General features: G+C 60.1%; 22 protein-coding genes, 1 pseudogene and 1 riboswitch. Of the genes and pseudogenes, 7 read left to right on the forward strand and 16 right to left on the reverse strand.

Going from position 1 to position 25,700, the window contains the following annotated elements:
- Positions 1-17 precede the first annotated feature (17 nt).
- The 3 genes from ABJN86_RS08925 to ABJN86_RS08935 form a co-directional block, all read right to left on the reverse strand.
- On the reverse strand, positions 18-1,202 hold the full coding sequence (locus ABJN86_RS08925; RefSeq protein ID WP_348366438.1) for an amino acid aminotransferase: 1,185 nt from the start codon (positions 1,200-1,202) through the stop codon (positions 18-20).
- Entirely contained in the window at positions 1,202-2,050 is an 849-nt protein-coding gene (gene sseA / locus ABJN86_RS08930; RefSeq protein ID WP_348366439.1) for a 3-mercaptopyruvate sulfurtransferase, read from the reverse strand. The genes ABJN86_RS08925 and sseA overlap by 1 nt, the downstream gene beginning before the upstream one ends.
- 155 nt (positions 2,051-2,205) lie before the next feature.
- Positions 2,206-3,183 carry a DJ-1/PfpI family protein gene (locus tag ABJN86_RS08935; protein ID WP_348366441.1) on the reverse strand — a complete coding sequence of 326 codons (978 nt, stop codon included), beginning with the start codon at positions 3,181-3,183 and terminating at the stop codon, positions 2,206-2,208.
- A 68-nt stretch (positions 3,184-3,251) separates the two neighbouring features.
- Between ABJN86_RS08935 and ABJN86_RS08940 the strand changes: the two genes are divergently transcribed.
- Entirely contained in the window at positions 3,252-4,436 is a 1,185-nt protein-coding gene (locus ABJN86_RS08940) for an MFS transporter (protein ID WP_348366442.1), read from the forward strand.
- 44 nt (positions 4,437-4,480) lie between these two features.
- Here ABJN86_RS08940 and smpB read toward each other — a convergent pair whose 3' ends face one another.
- The 3 genes from smpB to dapA are packed head-to-tail and all read right to left on the reverse strand — an operon-like array spanning position 4,481 to position 6,526.
- Positions 4,481-4,966: an SsrA-binding protein SmpB gene (smpB, locus tag ABJN86_RS08945; protein ID WP_348366444.1), complete on the reverse strand. Its 486-nt coding sequence runs from the start codon at positions 4,964-4,966 to the stop codon at positions 4,481-4,483.
- A 45-nt stretch (positions 4,967-5,011) separates the two neighbouring features.
- Complete coding sequence (locus ABJN86_RS08950) at positions 5,012-5,611, reverse strand: metallophosphoesterase (protein ID WP_348366445.1); 600 nt, start codon at positions 5,609-5,611, stop codon at positions 5,012-5,014.
- 42 nt (positions 5,612-5,653) lie between these two features.
- Positions 5,654-6,526, reverse strand: coding sequence for a 4-hydroxy-tetrahydrodipicolinate synthase (dapA, locus tag ABJN86_RS08955; protein ID WP_348366446.1), 873 nt, complete (start codon positions 6,524-6,526; stop codon positions 5,654-5,656).
- A 145-nt stretch (positions 6,527-6,671) separates the two neighbouring features.
- On the opposite strand from dapA, the gene ABJN86_RS08960 reads away from it, so the two are divergent.
- Positions 6,672-8,609, forward strand: a complete 1,938-nt coding sequence (locus ABJN86_RS08960; protein WP_348366447.1) for a lytic transglycosylase domain-containing protein — start codon at positions 6,672-6,674, stop codon at positions 8,607-8,609.
- On the opposite strand, the gene ABJN86_RS08965 is transcribed toward ABJN86_RS08960, so the two are convergent.
- Together ABJN86_RS08965 and mnmD are read right to left on the reverse strand one after the other, a co-directional pair.
- On the reverse strand, positions 8,599-9,468 hold the full coding sequence (locus tag ABJN86_RS08965) for a DMT family transporter (protein WP_348366449.1): 870 nt from the start codon (positions 9,466-9,468) through the stop codon (positions 8,599-8,601). The genes ABJN86_RS08960 and ABJN86_RS08965 overlap by 11 nt on opposite strands.
- The gene (gene mnmD, locus ABJN86_RS08970) at positions 9,465-10,115 is read right to left on the reverse strand and encodes a tRNA (5-methylaminomethyl-2-thiouridine)(34)-methyltransferase MnmD (protein ID WP_348366450.1); all 651 of its coding nucleotides are present in this window, start codon (positions 10,113-10,115) and stop codon (positions 9,465-9,467) included. Before mnmD ends, ABJN86_RS08965 begins: the two co-directional genes overlap by 4 nt.
- 53 nt (positions 10,116-10,168) lie before the next feature.
- On the opposite strand from mnmD, the gene ABJN86_RS08975 reads away from it, so the two are divergent.
- Positions 10,169-11,203, forward strand: coding sequence for an FAD-binding oxidoreductase (locus ABJN86_RS08975; protein ID WP_348366451.1), 1,035 nt, complete (start codon positions 10,169-10,171; stop codon positions 11,201-11,203).
- Here the strand turns inward: ABJN86_RS08975 and ABJN86_RS08980 are convergent.
- Entirely contained in the window at positions 11,198-11,986 is a 789-nt protein-coding gene (locus tag ABJN86_RS08980) for an acyl dehydratase (RefSeq protein WP_348366452.1), read from the reverse strand. The two genes, ABJN86_RS08975 and ABJN86_RS08980, sit on opposite strands and share 6 nt — an antisense overlap.
- A gap of 43 nt (positions 11,987-12,029) precedes the next feature.
- Here ABJN86_RS08980 and ABJN86_RS08985 point away from each other — a divergent pair, with 43 nt between their 5' ends.
- Positions 12,030-12,431, forward strand: coding sequence for a VOC family protein (locus ABJN86_RS08985; RefSeq protein ID WP_348366454.1), 402 nt, complete (start codon positions 12,030-12,032; stop codon positions 12,429-12,431).
- A gap of 82 nt (positions 12,432-12,513) precedes the next feature.
- A complete protein-coding gene (locus ABJN86_RS08990; protein WP_348366456.1) occupies positions 12,514-14,169 on the forward strand; it encodes a thiamine pyrophosphate-binding protein in 1,656 nt (551 codons plus the stop codon).
- A 4-nt stretch (positions 14,170-14,173) separates the two neighbouring features.
- On the opposite strand, the pseudogene cobO reads toward ABJN86_RS08990, so the two are convergent.
- Positions 14,174-14,780: pseudogene (cobO, locus tag ABJN86_RS08995) on the reverse strand (cob(I)yrinic acid a,c-diamide adenosyltransferase); the annotation flags it as partial.
- Between the two features lie 158 nt (positions 14,781-14,938).
- Between cobO and ABJN86_RS09000 the strand changes: the two are divergent.
- Entirely contained in the window at positions 14,939-15,217 is a 279-nt protein-coding gene (locus ABJN86_RS09000) for a hypothetical protein (RefSeq protein WP_348366458.1), read from the forward strand.
- 2 nt (positions 15,218-15,219) lie between these two features.
- Here the strand turns inward: ABJN86_RS09000 and ABJN86_RS09005 are convergent, their stop codons facing one another.
- Genes ABJN86_RS09005 through ABJN86_RS09030 form a run of 6 tightly spaced genes read right to left on the reverse strand, consistent with a single transcriptional unit; the run spans position 15,220 to position 21,735 of the window.
- On the reverse strand, positions 15,220-15,690 hold the full coding sequence (locus ABJN86_RS09005) for a GNAT family N-acetyltransferase (RefSeq protein WP_348366460.1): 471 nt from the start codon (positions 15,688-15,690) through the stop codon (positions 15,220-15,222).
- Positions 15,687-19,355, reverse strand: a complete 3,669-nt coding sequence (gene cobN / locus ABJN86_RS09010; RefSeq protein WP_348366461.1) for a cobaltochelatase subunit CobN — start codon at positions 19,353-19,355, stop codon at positions 15,687-15,689. Before cobN ends, ABJN86_RS09005 begins: the two co-directional genes overlap by 4 nt.
- Positions 19,356-19,383: 28 nt before the next feature.
- Complete coding sequence (locus tag ABJN86_RS09015) at positions 19,384-19,842, reverse strand: GNAT family N-acetyltransferase (protein WP_348366463.1); 459 nt, start codon at positions 19,840-19,842, stop codon at positions 19,384-19,386.
- Positions 19,839-20,900 (reverse strand): cobalamin biosynthesis protein CobW, encoded by a 1,062-nt coding sequence (cobW, locus tag ABJN86_RS09020; protein ID WP_348366465.1) that lies wholly within the window; start codon positions 20,898-20,900, stop codon positions 19,839-19,841. Before cobW ends, ABJN86_RS09015 begins: the two co-directional genes overlap by 4 nt.
- 1 nt (position 20,901) lies before the next feature.
- Positions 20,902-21,585: a CbtA family protein gene (locus ABJN86_RS09025; RefSeq protein WP_348366467.1), complete on the reverse strand. Its 684-nt coding sequence runs from the start codon at positions 21,583-21,585 to the stop codon at positions 20,902-20,904.
- A 15-nt stretch (positions 21,586-21,600) separates the two neighbouring features.
- Positions 21,601-21,735 carry a CbtB-domain containing protein gene (locus tag ABJN86_RS09030; protein ID WP_348366926.1) on the reverse strand — a complete coding sequence of 45 codons (135 nt, stop codon included), beginning with the start codon at positions 21,733-21,735 and terminating at the stop codon, positions 21,601-21,603.
- A 92-nt stretch (positions 21,736-21,827) separates the two neighbouring features.
- Positions 21,828-22,045, reverse strand: a riboswitch (cobalamin riboswitch).
- Positions 22,046-22,240: 195 nt separating this feature from the next.
- Between ABJN86_RS09030 and smc the strand changes: the two genes are divergently transcribed.
- Complete coding sequence (smc, locus tag ABJN86_RS09035; RefSeq protein ID WP_348366468.1) at positions 22,241-25,696, forward strand: chromosome segregation protein SMC; 3,456 nt, start codon at positions 22,241-22,243, stop codon at positions 25,694-25,696.
- Positions 25,697-25,700 lie beyond the last annotated feature (4 nt).

Consider the following 25,700-nt stretch of genomic DNA (forward strand, 5'->3'; position numbering starts at 1 on the left):
ACGCAAGGACGAGGGCCCTAAACACCGGCAGCCACGATTGCATCGGCCAAGATCGGCACGGATTGCGCGTTAAGCCCTGCGATGTTCAACCGGCTGTCGGACACCATGTAGATGCCGTGGCTTTCGCGCATGGCCTCGACCTGCGCCTCGGTGGCGCCTAGGCGCGAGAACATGCCGCGGTGCTGGGCAATGAAGTCGAATTTGTCGGAGTTGGTGCGTTTGCGCAGGGCATCGGACAGCTGCTGGCGCAGGCCGAGCATGCCGGTGCGGATGTCTTCCAACTCATTCAGCCAATCGGTTCGCAGCTCGGCGTCGTTCAAAACCAGCGTTACCAACCGCGCGCCGTGGTCGGGCGGGAATGAGAAGTTCTGGCGGTTCAAGAAGGCCACAGTGCCTTGGTTCAGCGCCGTTTTGGCAGGGTCCTGAGAGATCGCCATCAGCACGCCCGCGCGTTCGCGGTAGATGCCGAAGTTCTTGGAGCAACTGGCGGCGACCAACATTTCGGGCTGGGTCTTGGCAAGGTGACGCACGCCGAACGCGTCCGCGTCCAAGCCGTCGCCGAAGCCTTGGTAGGCGATGTCCACGAAGGGGATCAGCTGCTTGGCTTTTAGGAAGTCCGCGACCTCCTGCCATTGGCTGGCCGTGAGGTTGGCCCCCGTTGGGTTGTGGCAACAGCCGTGCAGCAACACGATGTCACCGGCTTTGGCTTGGTCCAGATCGGTCAACATGCCGCCGAAGTCCACGCCACGTGTGTCCGCGTCGAAGTAACGGTATTCGGCCATAGGCATGCCGAGGTATTTGATGATGGACGGGTGGTTTGGCCATGTGGGTGCGGATAGCCAGATGGTGGCTTGCGGCGAGGCCATTTTGATCAGCTCCAACCCCTGACGGATAGCGCCCGTGCCGCCCGGTGTTGCGGCGGCGGCGACTTGGTCAGGAGAGACGGCATCACCCAAGATTAGGTTACGCATCACGTCGTGGTAGCCCGTGTCGCCGGCAAGGCCAGTGTAGCTTTTGGTGTCTTCTACTTCCCACAGCTTTTTCTCGGCTGCTTTGACGGCGCGCATGATCGGCGTTTGACCGTCCGCGTTTTTGTAGACGCCAACCCCAAGGTCGACTTTGTCGTCGCGTGGGTCTGCGCGGTAAGCGGCCATAAGCGACAGGATTTTGTCGGCAGGTTGGGCTTTCAGGGTCTCAAACATTATCCGGTCTCCACGGCGAGTTGGTCGAATTGGCCCCATTCGGCCCAAGAGCCGTCATAGAGCGAGTGATTGCGGTTGCCGATGCGCTCCAGCGCAAGGCTAAGGATGGCGGCGGTGACGCCCGAGCCACAGGTGGTGATCACGGGCTTGGTCAGATCAATCTTGGCGTCATGGAACACCTCGCGGATATCCGACACGGATTTCATCGTGCCATCCGCGTTGAGCATGGATTTATAGGGCACGTTCTGGGAACCGGGGATATGGCCTGAGCGCAGACCTTCACGCGGCTCCGGCTCCGCACCTTTGAAGCGGGGCGCGCCACGGGCGTCTAGGATCGCGTGATCGCCAAGCTTGGACGCTGCAGCCACTTGCGTGACATCGCGCACCAATGCCGCTTGGCGATGAATGGTGATGTGGCGTTCTTTGTGGACGGGGGGCAGGTCCTCGGTTGGGCGACCTTCGGCGATCCATTTGGGGTAACCGCCATCCAGCACGGCCACATCGGTTTTGCCCATCAAACGGTAGAGCCACCAAACCCGCGCGGCGGAGAACAGTCCCGCGCCGTCATAGACCACAATCTGGTGGCCGTCACCGACACCAAGTGCGCGGGAGCGGGACATGAATTTTTCCACGGGCGGGGCCATATGTGGCAAGGCCGAACGGGTGTCGCTGATCTCATCTATGTCAAAGAACCGCGCATTCGGGATGTGCCCACGATCATATTCGGCGCGGCCATCGCGGTTCATGTCTGCAAGATACCAAGAGGCGTCGATGATCCGCAGATCGGGATTATTGATGTGATCCTCCAGCCATTTGGTGGAAACGAGGGTCTTAGGATCATCAGTCATTGCACAGCCTCCGAGCGGGATTGCCTGTTGGTAGCCCTGTGATCATGCGGAGGCAAGTGAAGGGTGCATCATGGCGTCAAAATGAGCGAGTGTTGTGCATTGGTAGGCGTTGAGGGATCCACACGGAGGAGGGGGCGGCTTTCGGGCTGTCAATCTTAGGTCACAAATGAATTCACATAGTCGCTGATATTGACGCCTAATCTGCGTTGAAAGGCGCGGCGCATGCGTTGGAGGTCTCCAAAGCCGCTGAGCTGTGCAACTCGCTTCAGCGGTAGTTTGTCAGCCATCAGCCCTCGGGCGTGTTCAATGCGTATCCGTTCCACGAACTGCGCAGGGTTTTCTTGCAGATCGCGTTTAAAATACCGTGACAGCGTCCGTGGGTTCATACCAGCGGTTTTGGCCAATCCATCCAGTGACCAGTCTAAATGTGGTTCAGCGACGACCTGTTCGATCAGTTGGGTAAGTGCATCGTCTTTGGTGAATTGCCCCGCCAAATGAATGGCGTATTGGCTTTGTCCACCTGTGCGTCGCAACTGCACGACAAGCTCGCGTGCGACGGCCAATGCAACGGTTGCACCGCAATCCGCGCGAATGATGGAAAGGGCAAGGTCGATACCAGTCGTCACACCTGCAGACGTGAAAACACGGTCTTGCCCTATGGCAATCTGATCAAGGTCCCATAACACGCGGTCATATTCTTTGGTATTTGCCAAACGTGACCAATGTGTTGTTGCCGTCCGTCCATCCAGCACCCCTGCCGCTGCAAGCAGTAATGCGCCAGAACAGATCGAGATGACACGCCCGTTCGGCTTACGATCAAGGTGGTTTGCAACGATGTCGCAGGCGGCACTATTGGGGATCAGTGCATCAACGCCCGCCCCCCCCGGGATCAAAAGATCGTCGCTCGTCGTCTGGGGCGACAGCGCTGCATCAGGGGTCATACGCAACCCGCAACCTGCTCTGACGGGACCTCCATCGATGGAAACATACCGAACATCGTATCGCTTTTCACCACCCACCATAGCGGTGTCGAACGCCTGCACAGGGCCAGAGACATCCAGCAAATTGACATCGTCAAAGAGCAAGACGTCGATTGAGCGTGTTTTTAATGATTTGTCTATATTTGATATCACAATGACATTTTAGACAGAAGCGAATTGTTTTACCACGGTCATAACGCAATCTGATTTGGATTTTTGATATGCAGACCTCGTTCATATCTCGGAACGGTAATTACTTGGGCTTGCTTTTGGCAAACACAGTCCTTGGATCCGCCATGCCGATGCTGATTATTTTGGGAGGATTGGCCGGGTTGATGTTGGCCCCGTCAACCGCACTGGCAACACTTCCGGCATCGCTTCAGACGCTTGCAGGGTTGTTCGCCGCCGCCCCGTTTTCGCTTTTGATGGGCAAACATGGGCGAAAAACTGGTTTTGTCACTGGCGTTGTCTGCGCTGTCTTAGGTGCCTTACTCGGGGTTTGGGCTCTCTATATTGGTAGTTTCCTTCTCCTGTGCATCGCACATCTTGCGTTAGGTGCCGCACTCGCGTGCTATCAATATTTCAGGTTCGCGGCTGCCGAAACCGTCAGTGCAGAGTGGCAGCCTGTCGCAATCTCGTTGATGTTAACCTCGGGTTTGATTGCCGCCTTTGTCGGTCCACAGATGTTCATCGTTGCGAAAGATGCGCTTGCTCCAATTCCCTTGGCGGGCGCATATGCAGGGCTCGCCGTGTTGTCGATACTAGGGTTGGTCCCATTGGCATTAACGCGGCTGCCCGCTCCAACAGCCGGTGCTCCACAAAGCCTCAAAGACCGCTTTGCATCCCTTTCAATTCTAAAACGCAAACCTGTGCGCCTTGCGGTTGGGCTTGGGGCCGTCTCGCAAGGTATCATGGTCTTTTTGATGGTGCCGACGCCACTCGCCATGATCGGATGCGGCTTTAGTGAAGCCTTGGCGGGTGACGTCATCCGTTGGCACGTCGTGGCGATGTTTGCCCCCAGCTTCTTTACAGGGTTCTTGATCAAAAGATTTGGCGTGCATCCCATTGCTTTCATGGGGCTGGCTTTGCTGACTGTGTCTTCGATAGCAGCGCTCAGTGGCCTGACGTCTGTTCACTTTTATGGGGCGCTCGTTTTATTGGGCATCGGATGGAACTTTGGCTTCATCGGCGCGACAACGATGCTCGCAAATTCTGTATCAGAAGACGAAAAAGCGCTGGTGCAAGGGGCGAACGATACAGTGATCGCGCTGGTGTCGACGTTGTGTGCTTTCGCCGCTGGGGCAATCATCGCTGGGTTCGGTTGGGCTGTGCTTGCTGCCGTATCTCTTGCGCTTTTGGTGATTGCAGCTGCGATGTTCGTGAAAGAAACTCGCGAGGCTGCCTAGCATAGATGAGAATAGCGAAGCGGATATTGGTAGCGGTCGCAGCCCTACCTATTTTCTTTCATCAAGCGGGCCTTGGAGCGTTGCCAATCGCGTTTGGCTGACGTCTCGCGTTTGTCGTGCAGCTTTTTGCCTTTGGCGATGCCAAGCTTAATCTTCGCGCGGCCCTTGTGGTTGAAGTACATCACCATCGGTACCAGGGTCATGCCGTCGCGCTGGGTGGCGGACCAGAGTTTGACCAGCTCCTTTTGCTTGACCAGCAATTTGCGGCGGCGACGTTCCTCATGGGTGAACATCTTGGCCTGCTCGTAGGGGGGGAAGTAGCTGTTCACCAACCATAACTCGCCGTCTTCCACGGCGGCGTAGCTTTCGACGATTTGGGCTTGGCCCGAGCGCAGGGCTTTGACCTCGGAGCCCTCAAGCATGATGCCGCACTCGATGTCGTCCTCGATGGCATAGTCAAAGCGGGCGCGCCGATTCTCCGACACTACCTTGTAGTTACGCTCTTCTGCTGATTTGGGTTTCTTGGCCATAGTCTGCTCTAGGTAGGCAGGGCGCGGCGCGGGGTCAATCCCAAGCTATAGGTCAAACCACACGGGTGCGGGGCCAAGGTTGCGGATATGCGACGCACCGATGTGGCCCTCTGCCCCCCAAGAGTTGTGGATATGCCCGCACAGGGTAAGCCGCGGCGTTGTGGCCTCAATGGCGTCACGCACGGCGGTGCTGCCGCCATGGGTGCCGTCCTCGTAGAGATCCGCGATGCCGTTGGGCGGCGTGTGAGTGACGAGAATGACGCCTTGGGGGCAGGGGGCCAGATACTGCGCGGCCTCTGCCTCGGAAATGGAGTGGTTCTTACTGACGCCGCCGTTGGGATGGGTGTCGCCCCCGAAGCCAAAGAACGTGGTGCCAGAGATACTTACGCTTTGTCCGTGCAGGTAGTGGATGTTCGCGTCGGACTTGCATTGCTGCGCCAGCTCTGGTGCGTTGTCGTGATTGCCATGGACCAAGATCAACGGGGCTTTGCAGTGGACGAGAATGTCGAGAGTGTCGTGTAGACCAAAGCTACGGGTTGAGAAATCTCCTGCCCCGACGACCACATCGGCATCTGCGCTGGCGCTGACGATTGTGCGGGCTGCATTTATGTCGCGGTGAAGGTCCGAAAAGGCGAGCAATTTCATTTGCTCACCTTCCCAGATTGTGAACGACAATTAAAGGCTTGTTTAGTTAATCAGGCCTGCAAATACCATTGCGTCCTTGATGGCCGCCTTGGTGCTGTCTTCCAGCGTGGTCAGCGGGGAGCGGACCTCGTCCGTGCATTTGCCAAGCAAGGACACGCCGTATTTGGCACCGACCAGGCCTGGCTCCGTGAAGATCGCGTTGTGCAGCGGCATTAGGCGGTCCTGATAAGTCAGGGCCGTTTTGTAATCCCCGTCCGCCATCGCGTTCTGGAACTCGGCGCATAGCTTTGGTGCGACGTTGGCCGTCACCGAAATGCACCCATGAGCGCCATGAGCATGAGCGCCCAAAGCAGATGCGTCTTCGGCAGAGAACTGCAAGAAGTCGTTGCCGCAGGTGATGCGCTGCTGGGACACGCGGGTGATGTCGGCGGTCGAATCCTTCACACCCACGATCATCGCGTGCTTTGCCAAATCGCCCATGGTCTCAGGCGTCATGTCGATGACCGAGCGGGGCGGGATGTTGTAGATGAAGATCGGCAAGCCGCAATCCGCAGCAGCCGTGAAGTGCGCCTTCAACCCACGTTGAGTTGGTTTGTTGTAATATGGCGTGACCACAAGGGCGGCATCCGCGCCGACCTCTTTGGCGTGTTGCACAAGGCGCACAGTTTCTGCCGTGTTATTGGAGCCTGCGCCCGCAATCACAGGCACGCGGCCAGCGGCGGCTTTGACTACGGTGTCCACCACGGCGTCGTGTTCGTCATGGCTGACGGTTGGGCTTTCGCCCGTTGTCCCCATAGGAACCAGCCCGTGGGAGCCTTGCTCGATGTGCCACTCAACCAAGTGTTTGAGTGCGTCAAAATCCACTGCACCGTTGCTAAACGGGGTAATCAGTGCGGGCATTGAGCCTTTGAACATGACACGTTCTCCTTTGGTTAAGTTGTCTCAATCTTCGGATACCGTTGGCGGAACGCCGCCGCAAGGGGGGAGATGTCATCTATGTGAGTTGCATGGTGCGTATTCGCACCTACTTAATGGGCACCTATCGCGTGGAAGGTTAGTTGTGATTGCAAGAGTTTTCGGTGCTGTACTGGCGGCCTGGATGGGCTGTGTGGGCGGCGTGGTAGCTCAGCAATCGGATTTGGCTAAAGGCGTGTCTGCTGCGGGTGCCAAGGATTGGGCCGCGGTCGCCGAAGCGCGGGGGGCACTATTTGATCCGGTTGAGCGCGATATCGTCGACTGGATGCGCCTGCGCGGACAGCAAGGTAGCTTTAGCGAATGCGTGGATTTTCTGGACCGCAACGCCGATTGGCCGGGGCTGCGCTTGCTACGGCTGCGTTGCGAATATTCGATCCCGCGCGAAGGGATCGCCCCACAGCTGGTGTTGGAATTTTTCGGCGAAACACTTCCGCAAACTGGCACAGGATCATTGCGTCTGATCGAAGCCCTAAGGGCGGTTGAGCGTGGGGATGAGGCTATCGAAGAGGCGCGGCGCGCGTGGCAGGTGTTCAATCTTGCCCAAGCCGAACACAACGCCTTTGTGACGCGCCACGGCGAGCATTTGAAAGACCTGCACACCGTGCGATTGGACACCCTGCTTTGGCGCGGCAAGGACACTGCCGCGCGGCGTATGTTTGAGCTTGTGTCTGCGGACTGGACCAAGCTTGCGCGGGCGCGGATTGGGCTTCGCGACCTTGCAGGGGGCGTTGACGGGTTGATTGAGGCGGTGCCAGCGGCGCTGTCTGAAGATGCGGGACTGGCCTATGAGCGGTTCTTGTGGCGGGCGCGTAAAGGGCGTGTTGACGGAGCCGTGGAGATTTTGTTGGAGCGATCCTTGTCGGTGCAAGACCTAGGGCGTCCGGTTGAATGGGCGGATCGAAGAAGGTCCATCGCACGCCAATTGATGCGCGACGGCAACGCCGAGCAGGCATACGCCGTCGCCTCGCAACATTTCCTGACGGCGGGGTCAGCCTATGCTGATTTGGAGTGGCTGTCGGGCTTCATCTCCTTGCGGAAACTTGATGCACCCAAGCAGGCGTTGGCGCATTTCAACAGCTTCCAAGAAGCCGTGGAGACCCCAATCTCGCTGGGGCGCGCTGGGTATTGGCTGGGACGTGCGTACGAGGCCGAGGGTGATGCGGATATTGCCAAGGCGGCCTATGAGTTTGGCGGGCTTTATCAATCCTCCTTCTATGGCCAACTGGCGGCCGAGCGGGCGAATGTGGCTCGCGATGTCGATATGGCCGGCGCCGAAGAGTTCCCTGATTGGCGTGGGGCGGAGTTCACCAAGTCCTCTGTTTTTGACGCGGCGGAGGCATTGCACCGCGCCGGATTGCGCAGCTTGGCGGAGCGGTTCTTAGTGCATTTGGCCGAAAGTCAGTCGCGCACGGGAATTGGGCAATTGATCAATGTGGCGACGTCGTGGGACGAGACACATATCGCCTTGATGTTGGCCAAACAGGGCGCGCGGCAAGGGTTTGAATTGTACAATGGCTACTTCCCGTTGGCAGTGCCGCAAGGCATCAAGATGGACATCCCTGAGGAATTCGCGCTGTCCATTGCGCGGCGTGAAAGTGAGTTTGATCCCGTGGTGGTCAGCGGCGCGGGTGCGCGTGGTCTGATGCAGCTGATGCCGGCCACGGCGCAGCAAGTGGCGGGACAGATCGGCGAAGAGTACGAGCGTTCAAGGTTGACCGGTGACCCCAGTTATAATGCACGATTGGGCACGGCTTATCTGGACAGCTTGGCGGAGCGGTTCGGGTCCAACCCCGTGTTGATGTCGATTGGTTACAACGCTGGCCCAAGCCGAGCGGAGCGGTGGCCCACGTTGTTTGGCGATCCACGCGGGGCAGATGTAGACGTGGTGGATTGGATCGAAGGCATCCCGTTTCGCGAGACCCGCAACTACGTGATGCGCGTGACCGAAAGCTTCGCGCCATACCGCGCTAGGCTGAGCGGCAAGGTGGACGACATCAGGCTAAGCGACCAGCTTAAGCAGTAGCGCGGCGGGCGCGCCAGAGGGTGAAGATGCCCGCGCAGATCACCAACCCCGCGCCGATGATCACATTCAGGCGCATGTCCTCATGGAAGACGAACAAGCCGATCACGGACACGAACACCAGTTGCAGGTAGGCGAAGGGCTGCACGGCGGAGGCCTCGGCGACCTCATAGGTTTTGATCAGCAGGTAGTGGCCTGATGCCCCCATGACGCAAAGCGTCGACATCCAGAGCCAGTCGCGGGGTGCCATAGGCTCCCAAAACCACACCCCGATCAGCGTCATGGTCACGGCTCCGGCGGTGCCTGTCCAAAAGAAGCTGGTGGCGGCGGTGTCTTTGCGCGCGGCGAAGCGGGTCAGCAGCGTATAGAGGGCGAACATCAACGCCGAGGCAACTGCGACCAGCGCGTAGGGGCTGAAGACCCCGCCACTGGGCTGCAAAATGATCATGACGCCGATGAAGCCAAGGCCGATGGCGCTCCAGCGGTAAAGGCCCACTTTTTCGCCCAACACGGGACCAGACAGGGCGGCGACAATTAGCGGATAAGAGATGAAAATCGCCATGCTCTCGATTAACCCCAACAGCGTGAAGGCCGCGACCATAACGCAAACCTCTAGCGCTAAAAGAACCCCGCGGAACCCTTGCAGCACGGGTTGGGTAGTGCGGGCGGCGTCCTTGATGGAGCCTGCTCGTTTGGCCGAGACCGTCAGCACGAAGGCGGCGAAGAACCAGTAGCGGATCATGACGATCATCACCACGTTGTACTCCCCCGCCAGATAGCGCGAGATGCCGTCTTGAGAGGCGAAGATGAGCATGGTCAGGGACATCAGCATGATGCCGCGTTTGGTGTCATTGCCGCTCATGTCAGCTGTCCTATGCTCATGTGGCGTTTGCGGCCGTAGCCTTGGACGCGCTCTACCGTGAAGCCCGCGTCGGCGAGGCTGCGACGTACATGTCCGGCGGCAGTGTAAGTGGCGAAGGTGCCGCCCTCCGCCGTGTGTTGGCCGACCTGCCGCATCAATTCCGGCGCCCAAAGTTCGGGGTTTTTGGCGGGCGAGAACCCGTCCAAGAACCAGGCATCCGCCTTGCCGCCCCATTGGGGCAAAGTTTCGCGGGCGTCGCCGATGATGATGTCCGCGTGCAAGCGGTCCGTGCGAATTGTGGTCGCGGGCCAGTGATCCAACAGGGGTGCGGGGTCCAATTCGGGAAAGGCCTTAAGGGCGGCTTCCATGTCGGCGCGGGCCATTGGGTAGGCCTCGAAGCTGGTGAAATGCAACGTACCCTCGCCTGTGAAAGCGTGCAGGGCGGTGAGCATGGACAATCCTGTGCCAAAGCCCAACTCCGCGATGTGAAAACCGTCTTGGTAGCGGTCGGGAAGATCGTTGCCTGCAAGGAAGACGTGGCGGGTTTCGTCCAGTCCCGACTCTAGCGAAAAATAGGGATCGTCGAACTGTGTCGAGACAGGGATCACACCGTCGCGCCATTCTAGGTCTGCTGTCTGGTCGCTCATGCTGGTTTGCCTTACATGTCCCACCCAAGCGACACTGAGCAAAGGGGGCAACCTTGTCCAGAGCAGAAGTAACAGTGCTGGGTGCCGGCGCCTTTGGGCTGTCCGTGGCGTGGGCCTGCGTGCAGCGCGGCGCGCGCGTGCGGGTGATTGATCCGAACGGTGTGGCCGCTGGCGCATCGGGGGGAATTGTCGGGGCCTTGGCCCCACACACGCCGGAGCGTTGGGATGAAAAGAAGCAGTTTCAACTGGAAAGCTTGCTCATGGCCGCGCAGTTCTGGGGGGAGGTCGAGGATGCGTCCGGCCTGCCTACGGGTTACGCGCGGCTGGGGCGGGTGCAACCGGTTTTGAACGACAGGGGGCTGACGCTGGCGAAGGCGCGATCAGAAGATGCCAAGACCCTTTGGGCGGGCGCTGCCGAATGGCGCTTAGAGGCGGCGGCGGGCGATTGGTGTCCAGCGTCGCCCACGGGCCAAGTGGTGTTTGACTCATTGTCGGGGCGGCTTCACCCCAAGCAGTCTTGCTTGGCCTTGGCTGCCGCGATTGAGGCATCGGGCGGAGAGATCACGCGAAGCGGCCCGCTTGAGGGCGCGGTGGTTCACGCCACGGGCTACGAGGGTTTGCTGGCGATGTCCGCGTTGCATAGCCGCGAGGTGGGGAATGGCGAGAAGGGGCAAGCCATGCTGCTGGACTATGACGCGCAGAAGCTGCCGCAGTTGTTTTTCGACGGTGTGCATGTGGTGCCCCACACGGATGGGACGGTCGCGATTGGCTCCACCACCGAGCGATACTTCGACGCGCCCACGTCTACTGACGAGCAACTTGATGCGCTCCATGCGCGGGCGGTTGCGGGCCTTCCACTGCTTGGCGGGGCGAAGATCATCGCGCGTTGGGGCGGCGTGCGCCCCCGCTCGCGCACACGCGCGCCGATGTTGGGCAGGCACCCGTTTGAGGATGGCGCTTTTGTGGTTAATGGTGGGTTCAAAATCGGCTTTGGAATGGCCCCGAAAATCGCCCATGTCATGGCCGATTTGGTACTGGACAGCGTCGACAATATCCCGCCCGATTTTCAAGCGACCTGCTGCTTATAGTGAGGCGGTGGCGGTCATGCATTGCCGTCCGTCGTCCGCCCGTGCCCACATGTCCAATCCTGTGCCGTTATGTTTTGCACAAAACGTCACCGACTGGTGATCCATCAATGGGGCGGTTGCGCGGAAGCTGAAATGGACCAGACCGCCTAAGATATCTTGCGCCATCAACATCAGGTATTGCGCCAAAAGTGGCCCGTGCACGACGAGGCCGTTGTACCCCTCGACGTCTTGAGCGTAATCGCGATCGTAGTGAATGCGGTGACCGTTGAAGGTGAGGGCGGAGTATCGGAACAGCTCGGTCGTGGTGAATTTATGGGGGCGGGAATGCGTTTCATCGGTGAGCGCCATTGGTGGCGTTCCGGTTGGGGCATCTGATTGGCGATAGATGAGATCTTGTTCTTCTGAGACCAAGGTCGCCCTGCCTTGTTTTATGTTGTGCCGAAGGGTGACGAGGCCGAGGGGGCCAGTGCGCCCCTCCTTGCGATCGGCCTTTAGTAGATGCGTTGATTTGGTTGCAGGCTTTCCAAGTACGGGCGGTGCGTGAAACTGCAGCCTGCCACCGGCCCACATGCGGCGAGGTAGACCTAGATCAGGGATTAACGCGCCTGTTTTGGGGTGGCCGTCTGCCCCGAGTTGCCCGGGGGGCTGCGCGTCCCAGAAATACACCTGATGCCAGAACGGGCGTGGCTGATTATCGGGCAACGCCAAGCAGGCGGCCAAGGCGTTCATACGCGAGGGGTCGAGGGCGTCGTCGATGTCTATGAGGGCTTGATCTGGTTGCATACGGGTATCATTCTTCGCCAAACACTTGAAAGGCAAGCGTGACATGACCCCAGTTTTGAGCGGCTTGGACCACTTGGTGCTGACTGTGCGCAGCATTGCGGCGACATCGGCGTTCTACCGGGACGTTTTAGGAATGGAGGTGCGGGCGTTTCAGCCTGCGGATGGCTCCACCAGAACGGCTCTGTACTTTGGGGCACAAAAGATCAACCTTCACGAAGTCGGAGCGGAGTTCAAACCACATGCGATGGGGCCCACGGCTGGCAGTGCGGACCTGTGCTTCTTATCGGACACGGTTTTGGAGGATTGGATGGCGCATCTAAGTGCGGCTGGTGTGGAGATTGAAGAAGGGCCGATTGATCGCAGTGGTGCGCAGTTTGCGATCCGTTCCATCTACATTCGCGACCCTGATGGAAATCTGATCGAGATTTCCAACAGTACTGAATGATCCACCCCTATGAGATGTTATTGGCGTTGCAAAATCTGATGCTCTGACCACAGACTGCATTCAACAAGAGATGGAGAGTGTGATGGCACCTAGGCATGGCGGCGCGATTTTAGCGGAGCAGTTGAAAATTCAAGGCGTGACGCGGGTGTTCTCGGTGCCGGGGGAGAGCTTCCTTGCGGCCTTGGACGGGCTTTATGACAGCGGTATCCAGAACATTGTGTGCCGCCAAGAGGGTGGTGCCTCGATGATGGCGGAGGCGCAGGGCAAGCTGACTGGACAACCGGGCGTGGCCTTTGTGACCCGTGGGCCGGGGGCTACGAATGCCTCCTCGGGTTTGCATGTGGCGATGCAAGACAGCACGCCGATGATTTTGTTCGTGGGACAGATTGCGCGCGGCCACCGCGACCGCGAGGCGTTCCAAGAGGTTGACTATCGCCAGATGTTTGGCGGCTTGGTCAAATGGGTGGCCGAGATTGACCAGACCGACCGCTTGCCGGAATACATCGCGCGGGCATTTCAGATTGCCATGTCGGGGCGGCCGGGTCCGGTGGTTTTGGCACTGCCCGAGGACATGTTGTCCGCCATGGCCGACGTGGCGGATCGCCCCGTGGCACAGGTGGCGCGCGCGATGCCGTCGCCTGCGGATACGGCGAGGATTCTTGATATGCTGGGGCAGGCAAAGCGGCCCTTGGTGATTGCGGGTGGAGCTGGTTGGTCAGCGCAGGCCGCGTCGGATTTGGAGCGGTTTGCCGCGGGGATGGATCTGCCGGTGGCCGTGCCGTTTCGCAGGCAGGACTACATAAATAACGACAGCGCGCAGTATGTGGGCGACCTTGGCGTGGGCATGAACCCCGCGCTGGCGAAGCGGTTGCAGGACGCGGACGTGTTGCTGGTGATTGGCGCCAAGGTTGGGGACATTTTGACCGGCGGGTTTGAGCTGCTCGACGTGGCTGACCACGGCAAAACGATCATCCATACGCACCCGAGCCCCGATGAGCCGGGTCATGTCTACGCCCCTGATTTCGCGGTTGCCTGCGAGAGTGGTGCGTTGCTTGCGGCACTTGGTGACGCGGGGGGCGCTGTTGGGGCTTGGGCTGACTGGCGGGATCAGGCGCGGCATGACTATGAGGCGTGGCAGCACCCGCAAGAAACCCCTGGTCCGGTTAAGATGGAGCAGGTGATCGCGTGGCTGGCGGAGACCCTGCCGCAGGACGCAATCTTGACCAACGGGGCGGGGAACTACGCGGCTTTCGTGCATCGCTATTACCGCTACAAAAACTATACCACGCAATTGGCGCCGACGTCTGGCTCGATGGGCTACGGCTTCCCTGCGTCGATTGCCGCGAAGTTGGAGCATCCCGACCGCACGGTTATTTGCTTTGCAGGGGACGGGTGTTTTCAGATGACTTGCAACGAGATGTCGACCGCCATTCAGCACGGCGCGGCGGTGATTGTGATCGTGGTGAACAACGGCAAATACGGCACCATCCGTATGCACCAAGAGAAGCATTACCCCGGGCGCGTATCTGGCACGATGATCGCTAATCCTGATTTTGCAGCCCTCGCGCGGGCCTATGGCGGGGAGGGGCAGACCGTTACGCGGACGCAAGATTTCGCTGCGGCCTTTGCGCAAGCGCAGGCCGCAGGGGTGTTGTCTGTGATCGAGTTGCAGCTCGACGACGAGGTGCTTTCAACGGGTATGACCCTGTCGCAAACACGGGCGTTGGGAGAGGGGTAGGAGTTTAGAACTCCACCCCGATTTGCGCCTTGATGCCAGAGCGGAACGGGTGCTTGACCAGCTCCATTTCGGTGACCAGATCGGCGATCTCGATCAGCTCTTCCTTGGCGTTGCGGCCTGTCAGGACCACATGGGTCATGTCGGGCTTTTCTTCGGCCAAGAAGGTGACGATCTCGTTGATGTCGACGTAATCATAGCGTAGGGCGATGTTGATTTCGTCCAGCAGAACCATGTGGTTTGACGGGTCGCGGATCAGCTCTTTGGCTTTCTCCCACGCGGCTTGCGCCATCTCGATGTCGCGGGATTTGTCTTGGGTCTCCCACGTGAAGCCCTCGCCCATGGTGTGGAATTCGCAGGTGTCGGAGAACTTGCCCAAGATCAGGTCGCGCTCGCCGGTGCTCATGCCGCCCTTGATGAACTGGACCACGGCGCATTTCATGTCATGCGCGATGCAGCGGAAAATCATGCCGAACGCGGCGGAGCTTTTGCCCTTGCCCTTGCCGGTGTGCACGATGATCAGCCCGCGTTTGTCGGTCTTGGTGGCCATGATCTTATCGCGGGCGGCCTTCTTCTTGGCCATCTTGGTGGCGTGGCGTGTCAGGTCTTCTGGGGTTTCATCAGTCATGGTGCGCTCCGGATATCTGTTAATCTTAACCTGTTGGAGGGATGCGTTTGATGCAAGCTCTAAGGCGGTAAAGGGTTTGTTAATTTACTGGGCGGTAACTTGGTGGAAGTTGAGATCAAACCGAGGTTCGCCGTGCGTGTATTCATGTTTCTTCTGCTGGGCCTCCTACCCGCATGCACCGCGCCGAGTGTTGGCGTGATGGGCGGTGCCAAGACGAAGATGGACGTAGGCCAGTTCTCGTTTACCGTCCGGCACAAAGGCGCGCGCGCGGAAGCGTATCGCACCAACATCATGCGCAAGCCTAAGGCGCGGGAGGTCTTCGCGGCGGGGGCTACGGCTATTGAGCGGGCAACGGGGTGCCATGTGGTGCGCAGCTCGGTTCGCGGTGACGTGGCCATGATCCAAGCCGATATCTTGTGCTGAGGTCATAGCAATACCTTGCGGAAATGGAATTCTGTCACGGTGTCGTACCCGTCATGCCTAGCTTCAGCGAACTTCTCGAACCCAAGGTGTTGGAAGAACGCGTGATTTTCGGTGAGTTCACGCCGCACTATTAAGGTTAGGTACCTTAGCCCCATTGCAAAGGCTTCGATTTCGGCGGCAGCAATGAGCCGCTTGGCGTGGCCCGACCCGCGTGCGGCAAGACGCACTGACAATTTCCCAACATAGAGCGCGCCTTGTTTGCGGGTGCCAAACAAGCAGGCGGCAGGTGTGCCCCCTTCCTCAATAACGAATATCATTTCGTTCGCCAGATGCGTTTCAATGTCGCTGATACGAAGGGTGTTCATGGAAGATGGCGGATCGATACGGCCATTTTGCTCGACAAACGCCTCGCGGATCAGGTCAAGCAATACGGCCGCATCATAATCTTCGGGAGCTTTGAACGTTGCATTCATAGCAAGCTGTCGATCAACGCCCGGGCGGAGTTGGACCTTGGTGTCCAAAGCCCGCGTTCAATGGCCTCTTTGAGGCGCTCAGCCATCTCGCGCAGGGCGGTTGGGTTGTGTTCCTCAATGAAGTCGCGTGTGTCGTCGTCCTCAATATAGGCCTGATGCACGAGGTCGAAGTGATGCGACTTGGCGGCCCCTGTCGTCGCGGCGAAGGCGAAGAGATAGTCCAGCGAGGCGGCCATCTCGAACGCCCCTTTATAGCCGTGTCGCTTCACACCTTCGATCCACTTGGGGTTCACCACGCGAGACCGCACAACGCGGCCGATTTCCTCGTCCAAGGTGCGAATGACAGGACGCTCAGGGCGTGAATGGTCGTTGTGATAGATCGGACGGGCGTGGCCTTGTAACGTCTCGATTGCCGCCGCCGCACCGCCTTCAAACTGGTAGTAGTCGTCGCTGTCGAGGATGTCATGTTCGCGGTTGTCTTGGTTTTGAACCACGGCTTCTGCTTGGCCCAATCGCGCCTCAAAGCCCGCGCGATCACGGGTGCCTTCGGCGTCCTTGCCGTAGGCGTAGCTGCCCCATTCAAGGTAGGCCTCTGCGAGATCTGATTTATCGGACCATAGGCGTTCATCGATCATAGCCTGCAGGCCCGCCCCATATGCACCGGGCTTGGAGCCAAACACGCGGTGGCTTTGCCCTTCGCGTTTGAAACGGGCGGCGGCGGGGTTGTCGGCCTCTGGTTCGTCCATTTCCATGACCGCGCGTGCGGCGCTATCGACCAACGCGATGAGCTGCGGGAAGGCGTCGCGAAAGAAGCCGGACACACGCAAGGTGACATCGACCCGAGGGCGGCCAAGCACGCCCAGTGGCAGAACCTCGAAGCCGGTGACACGGCGGTTGGCCGCGTCCCATTTCGGCTTGCACCCCATCAGCGCCAAGGCTTGTGCGATGTCGTCGCCACCGGTGCGCATATTGGCCGTGCCCCATGCGTTCAAGAGCAAGGCACGGGGCCAGTCGCCGTGGGTTTGTAGGTGTTTCTCAATCAATAGGTTCGCGGATTTCCACCCCAAGGCCCATGCGGTCGGCGTTGGAACCGCGCGGCTGTCGACGGAGAAAAAGTTCCGCCCGGTTGGCAGCACATCCATCCGTCCGCGTGTCGGGGCGCCGGAGGGCGCCGGGGCGACGAAGTGTCCCTTGAGGGCGCTGAGAAGGCCCGCCCCTTCCATAAGTCCGCAGGCGTTGACGGTGGGCGATACGTGGTCGCGGATATGGTCCATCACGGCAGCACTTGCAGGGCCGGGGGGCGTTTCCCCTTCCATCAAACGGATCGCCAAATCCTCCAGCCGCTCCACTGTGTCGCCGGTGTTGCGCCATGTGTCGCCCATCAGAAGTGCAGGGCGCGGGCCGGTCCAAGGCTCTGCCAAATCCGCGGAGAGCGGGTCGAAGTCTAGCGCCAAATCGTCGGCCAAAGCACGGATGATTGAGGCGTCCGCCCCCTTGCCATCACCACGTGCCACGCGGGTCAATGCGATGGTCAAATCACGCGCCTGCTCGCCCGTTGGAGACACGCCGAACACATGCAACCCGTCGCGAATTTGGGCCTCCTTCAACTCGCAAAGGTAGGCGTCGAGCTTGGCCAAATCGCCGTCCTCGTCCCCTGAAAACCCGACGTCTTCTGATAGTCCCGTGGCGGAGGTCATCGACAAGATTTCACGGCGCAGATGTTCGATCCGGCGTGGGTCCACGCCTGCGGCCTCGTAGTATTCGTCGACCAATGCCTCTAGGTCTTTCAGGGGCCCATAGGTCTCCGCCCGTGTCATCGGCGGGGTCAGGTGGTCGATGATTACGCCTTGCGCGCGGCGTTTGGCTTGGGTGCCTTCGCCGGGGTCGTTAACGATAAACGGGTAGACATGTGGGGTGGGGCCAAACACGGCCTCGGGCCAGCATTCTTCCGACAAAGCCAGCGCCTTGCCGGGCAGCCATTCGAGGTTGCCGTGCTTGCCCATGTGGACGATCGCATGGCTGCCAAACTCATGGCGCAACCAAAAGTAAAACGCGAGGTAGTTGTGCGGCGGCACAAGGTCCGGCGAGTGGTAAGTGTCTGTCGGGTCGATGTTATAGCCGCGCGCAGGTTGCAGGCCCACGACGGCGTTGCCGAAGCGGTGGATCGACAGCTTGAAGCTGGTGCCGTCAAAGAAGGGATCGGTTTCGGGCGCGCCCCAGCGGCCCTCCATCTGTTGGCGCAAGGCGTAGGGCAGTTTGGAGTATTGGGCCGTGTAGGCCTCCATCGACAGGGCCTCACCACCGTCGCGGTCGGCACGGTCGGTTAACCAGTTTGTGGGGCCTGCCATGATGCGCTCCATCAGGGCCTTGCTGTCATCCGGCGCGCCTTCAACCTTGTAGCCTTCGCCTTTGAGCAACCCCAGCACATGAGCGGTCGCGGCGGGGGTGTCTAGGCCCACGCCATTGGCCAAGCGCCCGTCCTTGTTTGGGTAGTTGGCAAGGATAAGCGCCACCTTGCGGTCTTCGGTTTTGGCGCGGCGCAGCTTGGCCCAGTTGGCGGCGAGGTCGGCCACGAATTGGATGCGGTCCCCGCGCGCGCGGTAGGCGGCGATTGGGCATTCGGTGGCTTCGTCAAAATAGGCCTCGCCCTTGAAGCTGACCGCGCGCGACAAGATGCGCCCGTCGACCTCTGGCAGGGCCACATTCATCGCGATATCGCGGCCTGACAGGCCGGTTAGGCCTTCTTCCCATGCCTCTTCGGAGGAGCCGGAGAAAATCACCTGAAAGATAGGCGCTTGGTTGGCAAAAGGGGCTGCGAGCGGGTTGAACGTCTCTGCATCGCCTTGGTGTGGGGAGCCTGTTGCGAAGGAGGTCGCGTTCAAGATCACGTCTGGCGGGGCTTGCTCGAACAGGCCTTGCAATGTGGCCAAGCTGACGGGATCTTTGAGGGAGGCCACGAAAATTGGCAGCGGGTTCAAGCCCGCGCGAAGGAGCGATTTGACCAAGCGGTTGACGGGGTTCAGCCCCGCGCCTTGCACCAGCGCGCGGTAGAAGATCAGCGGCACGATTGGCGCGTCTTTGGTCCAAGCCTCTTGGGCCGCTGCGAGGTCGGAGATGCCCGACCCGGGCCAGTAAACGCCCGCGCGCAACAAGGGGGTTGCGGAGGAGCGGCGCTCGGTGCCGTTGATCATCGCCTGCGCGTAGGTCAGGAAATTTTCGCAGTTGGCTGGGCCGCCCTCAACCAGATATGCCCAAAGCGCGTCGTAGTCTTCGTCCGACACGGTAGACAGCCCGCGCAGTTCCGCGTCCGGTTTGTCGTCACCCGGCAAAAGGACCAGCGGGACGCCTGCGTCATGCATGTGGGCTGCGTATTGCTCCGCGCCGTATTTCCAGTAGCCCACGCCACCAAGGACGCGGGCGATAACGAGTTTGGATTTGGCGGCACAGGCCTCGATGTGCAGATCGACCGACATCGGGTGCATCAAATGCATCATCGACGCGAGGCGCAGGGTGGGCGGCGTTGCCAACTCCCCACGTGCGGCAGATAGGGCGGCCAGCTCGGTGTCGGCGGCGGAGATGAACACCAGATCGGCGGGGGTCTGGTTCAGGTCAACGGGCTCTTGGCCGTCATCTATGCTTCCTGGTGTGGCAGCGAGTAGGTGCATTGGGGTCGCCTCCGGCGCGGTATTCGGATTAGGTCGAAGCCGCTAACGACTTCTCCATATAGATGCTGGATTTATTGGCCTCATAGTCACCAAAAGGCCCGCAAGGGGTGAACCCGTGTTTGGCGTAAAGCTTGTGCGCGGCATGCAGCAAATCGCCGGTCTCGAGCTTGAGCGACGCGAGGCCAAGTTCGCGGGCTTGCGCATCAATCTGCGTGAGAATGGCCGAGGCCACACCGCGCCCGCGACCTGCCTCGGCGGTGAATATAGATTTCACTTCGCCGTAGTCGCCCATAGTTTTGAACGCGCCGCATCCCAGAGCAGTGTCCCCATCGCGGGCGGCGAAGAAATGCACCTCCGGCACGCAAAGCGCGTCGATAGACAGGTAGTGGTTGCTCTCCGACGGGAACAACGACTCCATCAAGGCATGGCTCGCCTGAAGGAGTGCCGCCACCTGTGGGTCGCGGGGGTCTGCGCGCTCTACGATCATGCTTGCAACGCGGTTTCAATCGCCGCTTGGTCCAAGCCGGATTGGCCGATAACCACTAGGCGCGTTTCGCGTGGGTCGCTGCCGAAGGGGCGGTCAAAGTAGGTGTCCACGCGCGGGCCAACCGCTTGCAAGGTCAGGCGCATGGGCTTGCTGTCTACGGCTGCGAAGCCTTTGAGGCGCAGGATGTCGTGGGTGCGGATGACGTCCGCCACCTGTTCGGCAAAGGCCTTGGGGTCGGTGATTTCGCCACGGGTGACCACGAAGGATTGGAACTCGTCGTGGCTGTGGTCATGTTCGTGGTGGTGATCGTGGTCGTCGTCATGGTCATGGTGGTGATGATGCACCTCGTGGCGCGCGCTTAGGTCGTCCTCCGCGCCGATGCCTTGGCCCAGCAATACATCGACCGGCAGCTTGCCCATGGAGGTGCGCACTACTTGCACGCCCTTGCGGCTGTCGGCCTTTAATTTGCCGACCAGCGTGTCGGCTTCGGCCTCGCCCAAAAGGTCGGACTTGTTGACGACGATCATGTCGGCGCAGGCCACTTGGTCTTCGAACAATTCGGACAATGGTGTCTCGTGGTCTAGGTTTTCGTCCAGCTTGCGCTGCGCGTCCACGGCGGCGACGTTATGGGCGAAGACGCCTTCGGATACCGCCTTGCCGTCGACCACAGTGATTACGCCGTCCACGGTCACCTTGGTCGAGATTTCCGGCCAGTTGAAGGCGCGGAGCAGGGGTTGCGGCAGGGCCAGCCCCGAGGTCTCGATGACGATGTGGTCGGGCTTGTTTTCGCGGGCCAGCAGGGCCTCCATGGTCGGCACAAAGTCGTCGGCCACGGTGCAGCAAATGCAGCCGTTGGACAGCTCCATGATGTCATCTTCGGTGCAGGTCTCATCGCCGCAGCCTTTGAGGATGTCGCCGTCGACGCCAAGGTCACCAAACTCGTTGATGATCAGGGCGATGCGTTTGCCATTCGCGTTTTCCAGCATGTGGCGGATGAGGGTGGTTTTGCCCGCGCCAAGGAAGCCGGTGACGACGGTAGCAGGGATTTTGGCTTGCATGTTATGCGTCCTTGAATTTGACCCAAAGGGCCGCGGTGAACAGGCCCAAAAGCGCCCAAGCGATTGCAGAGGTGCCCAAAGAGGCCGCCACGAAATGCGCCGAAAGCTCTGGGGCGGCCACGCCGAAATAGGTATCGAGATGCGGTGCGCCGATAACATGAGGGGCCGCTATCAGAGCTGCGCCGACCAAGCCTGCGGCCATCGGGCCATAGGCAATGAGGCCCAACCCGAGGGCGGTCGCCAACACGGTGCAGATCCACCAAACTTGGCGCAGCTCTACATCGGCGGCAATGGTTCCGGGCAGTTCAGGTGGCAGCCCAACGGCGGGGGCAAGCTGCATGGCGATGAAGCCCGCCAACCCCCAGATCAGCCCGCCTTTTGCGGTGATCTCATGGCCGCCTCGCTCCACCAGCGCGAAGCCAACTGCAAGAAGCAGGGCGAAGGCAGTGAAGGTGATCATGTTGAACCCAACGGTCATCAAGTCACGCGCGGGTTCTGTAAACAGCGCGGGGTGGCCCGCGTCGCTTTGGGTGGAGCCATCGGTTGCGAAATGCACCCGTGCGCCAGTTTCATACAGCTCGCCCTCTAGCAAAAGGGGCGTCACCATCCAGAATTGCAACGCGGCGGCGATTACACCGACGGCTACGCCAGCGAACACAGCGCTGGTTACCAAATTTTTAAACATGATTTTAAGTGATGCTTAGTGGCAGGGGAAAGCCATGGCATGCCGTTGGTCATGCGCGGTGTCATGCATCACGGAGGCTTGGGCAAAACCGGCTGCGAACAGCAGGGCCAATGCCAGAGCGGCTGCACCAAGAATGCTGACAAGGCTCATGTCAGCGGCCTGGGCTTCATTTGCGTTCAACGTGGCGACTTTAGCTTCGTTTTTCATTTTCTATATCTCCTTGCCCCGTCACACCCGACGGGAGGGGTTACACAACGCACGGCTGGTCTCCTGGCTCGCGGGTCGATGCATCCTGCCGCCTTCCCAGATTGCTCCAGTGGCGCTTGGCAGGGTGCTCTCCGCATACAGTCGCGGGGGCGGCTTCGGAATTGCATCCCTAGTTGGGTCAGGCTTACCGAATTCCCATTTTTCCCCACATGTGCTTTGCACGTCGCGGGGAACCATGCCGCACGACAATGCGTTAATGCACGAGCTTGGGTCAAGACCGATTCCGACACGGGGAACGCATTTCGCGGCACGGCGATATAAGCCACAATCCGCAACATCTTGGGGATAACCTTGCCGAACTGGCGATATGCAGTGGTTTTACGTTGACTTGGACGGGCTGGGTTCAAACAATAGTCCATCAGACCCCGATTCCTTTGCGAGGCACGCATTGCGCTTTTCTAAACTCAGATTGAACGGCTTCAAAAGCTTCGTGGACCCCACGGAGTTGGTGATTGCTGACGGGCTGACGGGCGTTGTGGGACCAAACGGCTGCGGCAAGTCCAACCTGCTGGAAGCGCTGCGTTGGGTGATGGGCGAGAACCGCGCCAAGTCTATGCGCGGCTCCGGCATGGAGGACGTGATCTTCGCAGGGGCCTCGTCGCGCCCTGCGCGTAACTTCGCGGAAGTCTCCCTGCATATCGACAATTCGGAACGCTTGGCGCCTGCGGGGTTCAACGACCTTGATACCCTAGAGATCATTCGCCGGATCACCCGCGACGCGGGCTCTGCCTATAAGACCAACGGCAAGGACGTGCGCGCGCGTGATGTGCAGATGCTGTTCGCGGATGCCTCCACGGGTGCGCATTCGCCAGCACTTGTGCGTCAGGGGCAAATCTCCGAGCTGATCAACGCGCGCCCCAAGGCGCGTCGCCGCATTTTGGAAGAGGCGGCGGGCATTTCGGGTCTGTACCAACGCCGCCATGAGGCGGAGCTGAAGCTGAACGGGGCGGAAACCAACCTGTCTCGCGTTGATGATGTGATTGAGCAGCTTGCGGCTCAATTGGCGCAACTGGCCCGCCAAGCGCGTCAGGCTGCGCGCTACCGCGAGATCGGTGAAGAGCTGCGCAAGTCCGAGGGCATGTTGCTGTATCGCCGCTGGAAAGAGGCCGAGGAGGCCAATCTAGCTGCCAGCCAAACCCTGACCGAGCGCACCAAACTGGCGGCCTCCGCTGAGGCACAGGTGCGCGAAGTGGCCAAGCTGCGCCAAGGTATGGAAGACGCGCTGCCGCCACTGCGCGAGGAAGAGGCGATCGCCGCCGCCATTTTGCAGCGCCTGCAAGTGCAACGCGACACGCTGACCGACCAAGAACGTCAGGCCCAGCAAACGATTGAAACGCTGACGGGCCGCATCGACCAGTTGGGCCGCGATATTGAGCGTGAAACCGCCCTGAATCGCGACGCGGGTGAGACGATTGAGCGGCTGGAATGGGAAGCACGCGAGCTAGGCAAAGCCTCCGAAGGGCATGTCGATAAGTTGGACGCCGCCGCCACGCAGGCCCGCGAAGCCGCGACCGTTTTGCAAGACCGCGAGACGCAATTGGCGGAGCACACAGAGGATGTCGCCCGCTTGGCCGCGCGTCACCAATCCGCGCACCGTTTGCGCGAAGATGCCGCCAAGACGTTGCAGCGCTACGAGGACGAAGCGACCAAAGCGCGGGCCTCGGTTGATCACGCCTCGGCTGCGGCAATGAACGCGGATACGGCATTGATTGCCGCGCAAACATCGCTGTCGCAAGCCACGTTGCAAGCCGAAAAATCTGACGGTGATTTGACCGCCGCGGAGACCGCCCGTACCGAGGCGCAGAACAAGGAAGGCGACGCCCGCTCACAACGCTCCGAGGCGGAAGGTGAGGCCAATGCCTTGCGGGCCGAGGCCACCGCCCTGTCGCGTTTGGTGGACCGTGATACGTCCGAGCAAGGCCAGCTTTTGGACGTGGTGCAGGTGAAATCCGGCTACGAGAAGGCGCTTGGTGCGGCCTTGGCCGATGATCTGCGTGCGCCGCAAATCGACGACGATGAAGTTACCGGTTGGGCGCGTCTGGATGCCTATGCGCAGCCGCAACGTTTGCCCGAAGGGGTGAACCCGCTGACCAGCTATGTGACGATTCCTGACGTGTTGGCTCGCCGCATGTCGCAAGTCGGATTGGTGCCCGCCAATGACGGCAACCGCCAGCAAGCTTCCTTGTTGCCGGGGCAACGTTTGGTGTCTGTAGAAGGTGATGTTTGGCGTTGGGATGGTTTCAGAACAGGGGCGGATGACGCACCGTCTGCGGCCGCGATGCGTTTGCAGCAGCTCAATCGTTTGGAAGAATTGAAGCAAGCATTGGAAGGTGCGACAGCCCGCGCTGATGGCGCGCGAATGGCGCATGAGATGTTGACCAAAGAGCTGGCGCAAGCGGCCCAAGCTGACCGCGATGCGCGTGAAGCCCGCAAGAACGCGGACCGTGCGATGGCCGATGCGTCGCGTGCCGTGTCTCGCGCCGAGGGCGAAAAATCCATCGCTGGTGGCCGCGTCGAAAGCTTAGAGCTGGCTGTGACCCGTTACGAGGAAGAGGCGATGGCCGCACGGGATCGTCTGCGCGAGGCGGACAAAGGCGTGGCTGATTTGGGCGATTTGGACGCCGCCCGCGCCGAGGTGGAAGACGTCAAAATGACCGTCGAGGCGTCGCGGATGACGATGTTGGCCAAGCGGTCCTCGCATGATGAATTGCGCCGCGAGGGCGAGGCACGCACCAAACGCAGTCAAGAAATCACCACCGAAATTAGCGGCTGGAAGCACCGTTTGGAAACTGCTGGAAAGCGTATTGGCGAGCTGGAAGAACGCAAAACCACCTCTGAGGAAGAGCTAAAAGAAGCCTCCGCCGCTCCTGCCGAATTGGCGGCGAAGCGCGACGAGTTAAGCACCGCGATTGAGGAGGCCGAAGGGCGCCGCAAAGTGGCGGCTGACAATCTGGCGGAATCCGAGACTGCCCTGCGTGAAGGCATCCAAACGGAGCGCGAGGCAGAGCGCGAAGCCTCCGAGGCTCGCGAGGCCCGCGCGAGATCCGAGGCCCGCGCCGAGGCCGCCAAAGAGACCGTGACCTACGCTGTGGAGCGTATCCAAGAAGAGATGGAAACCACCCCGCAGGACCTGTTGGAAACCCTTGATACGGCCCCAGACGACATGCCACCGTCCGAGCGCATCGAGACGGATGTGAACCGCTTGAAACGCCAGCGTGATGCGCTTGGTGCGGTGAACCTGCGGGCCGAAGAAGACGCCAAAGAGGTGTCCGAAGAACACGACAATTTACTGGGTGAGAAGACCGATCTGGAAAGCGCCATTTCTGCGCTGCGTACAGGGATTGCGTCGCTCAATAAAGAAGGCCGCGAGCGTCTTTTGACAGCCTTTGAAGAAGTGAACAGCAGCTTCGCCACCTTGTTCAAGCACCTGTTTGGCGGCGGGGAGGCCAAGCTGGTCATGGTCGAAAGCGACGATCCGCTGGAAGCTGGTCTGGAGATCATGTGCATGCCGCCGGGCAAGAAGCTGTCGACGCTGTCGCTGCTGTCGGGTGGCGAGCAGACGCTGACCGCATTGGCGCTGATCTTCGCGGTGTTCCTTGCGAACCCTGCGCCGATCTGTGTGCTCGACGAGGTCGACGCGCCGCTGGACGACGCCAATGTGACGCGCTTTTGTGACTTGTTGGATGAGATGGCTCGCCGCACCGATACACGCTTTTTGATCATCACCCACCACGCGGTGACAATGGCGCGGATGGATCGTTTGTTCGGGGTGACAATGGCGGAATTGGGCGTGTCGCAATTGGTGTCAGTTGACCTGAAAAAAGCGGAACAACTGGTGGCTTAACGGC

Source organism: Litoreibacter sp. (assembly GCF_039974535.1).
In the GTDB taxonomy this organism is placed as follows: domain Bacteria; phylum Pseudomonadota; class Alphaproteobacteria; order Rhodobacterales; family Rhodobacteraceae; genus Litoreibacter.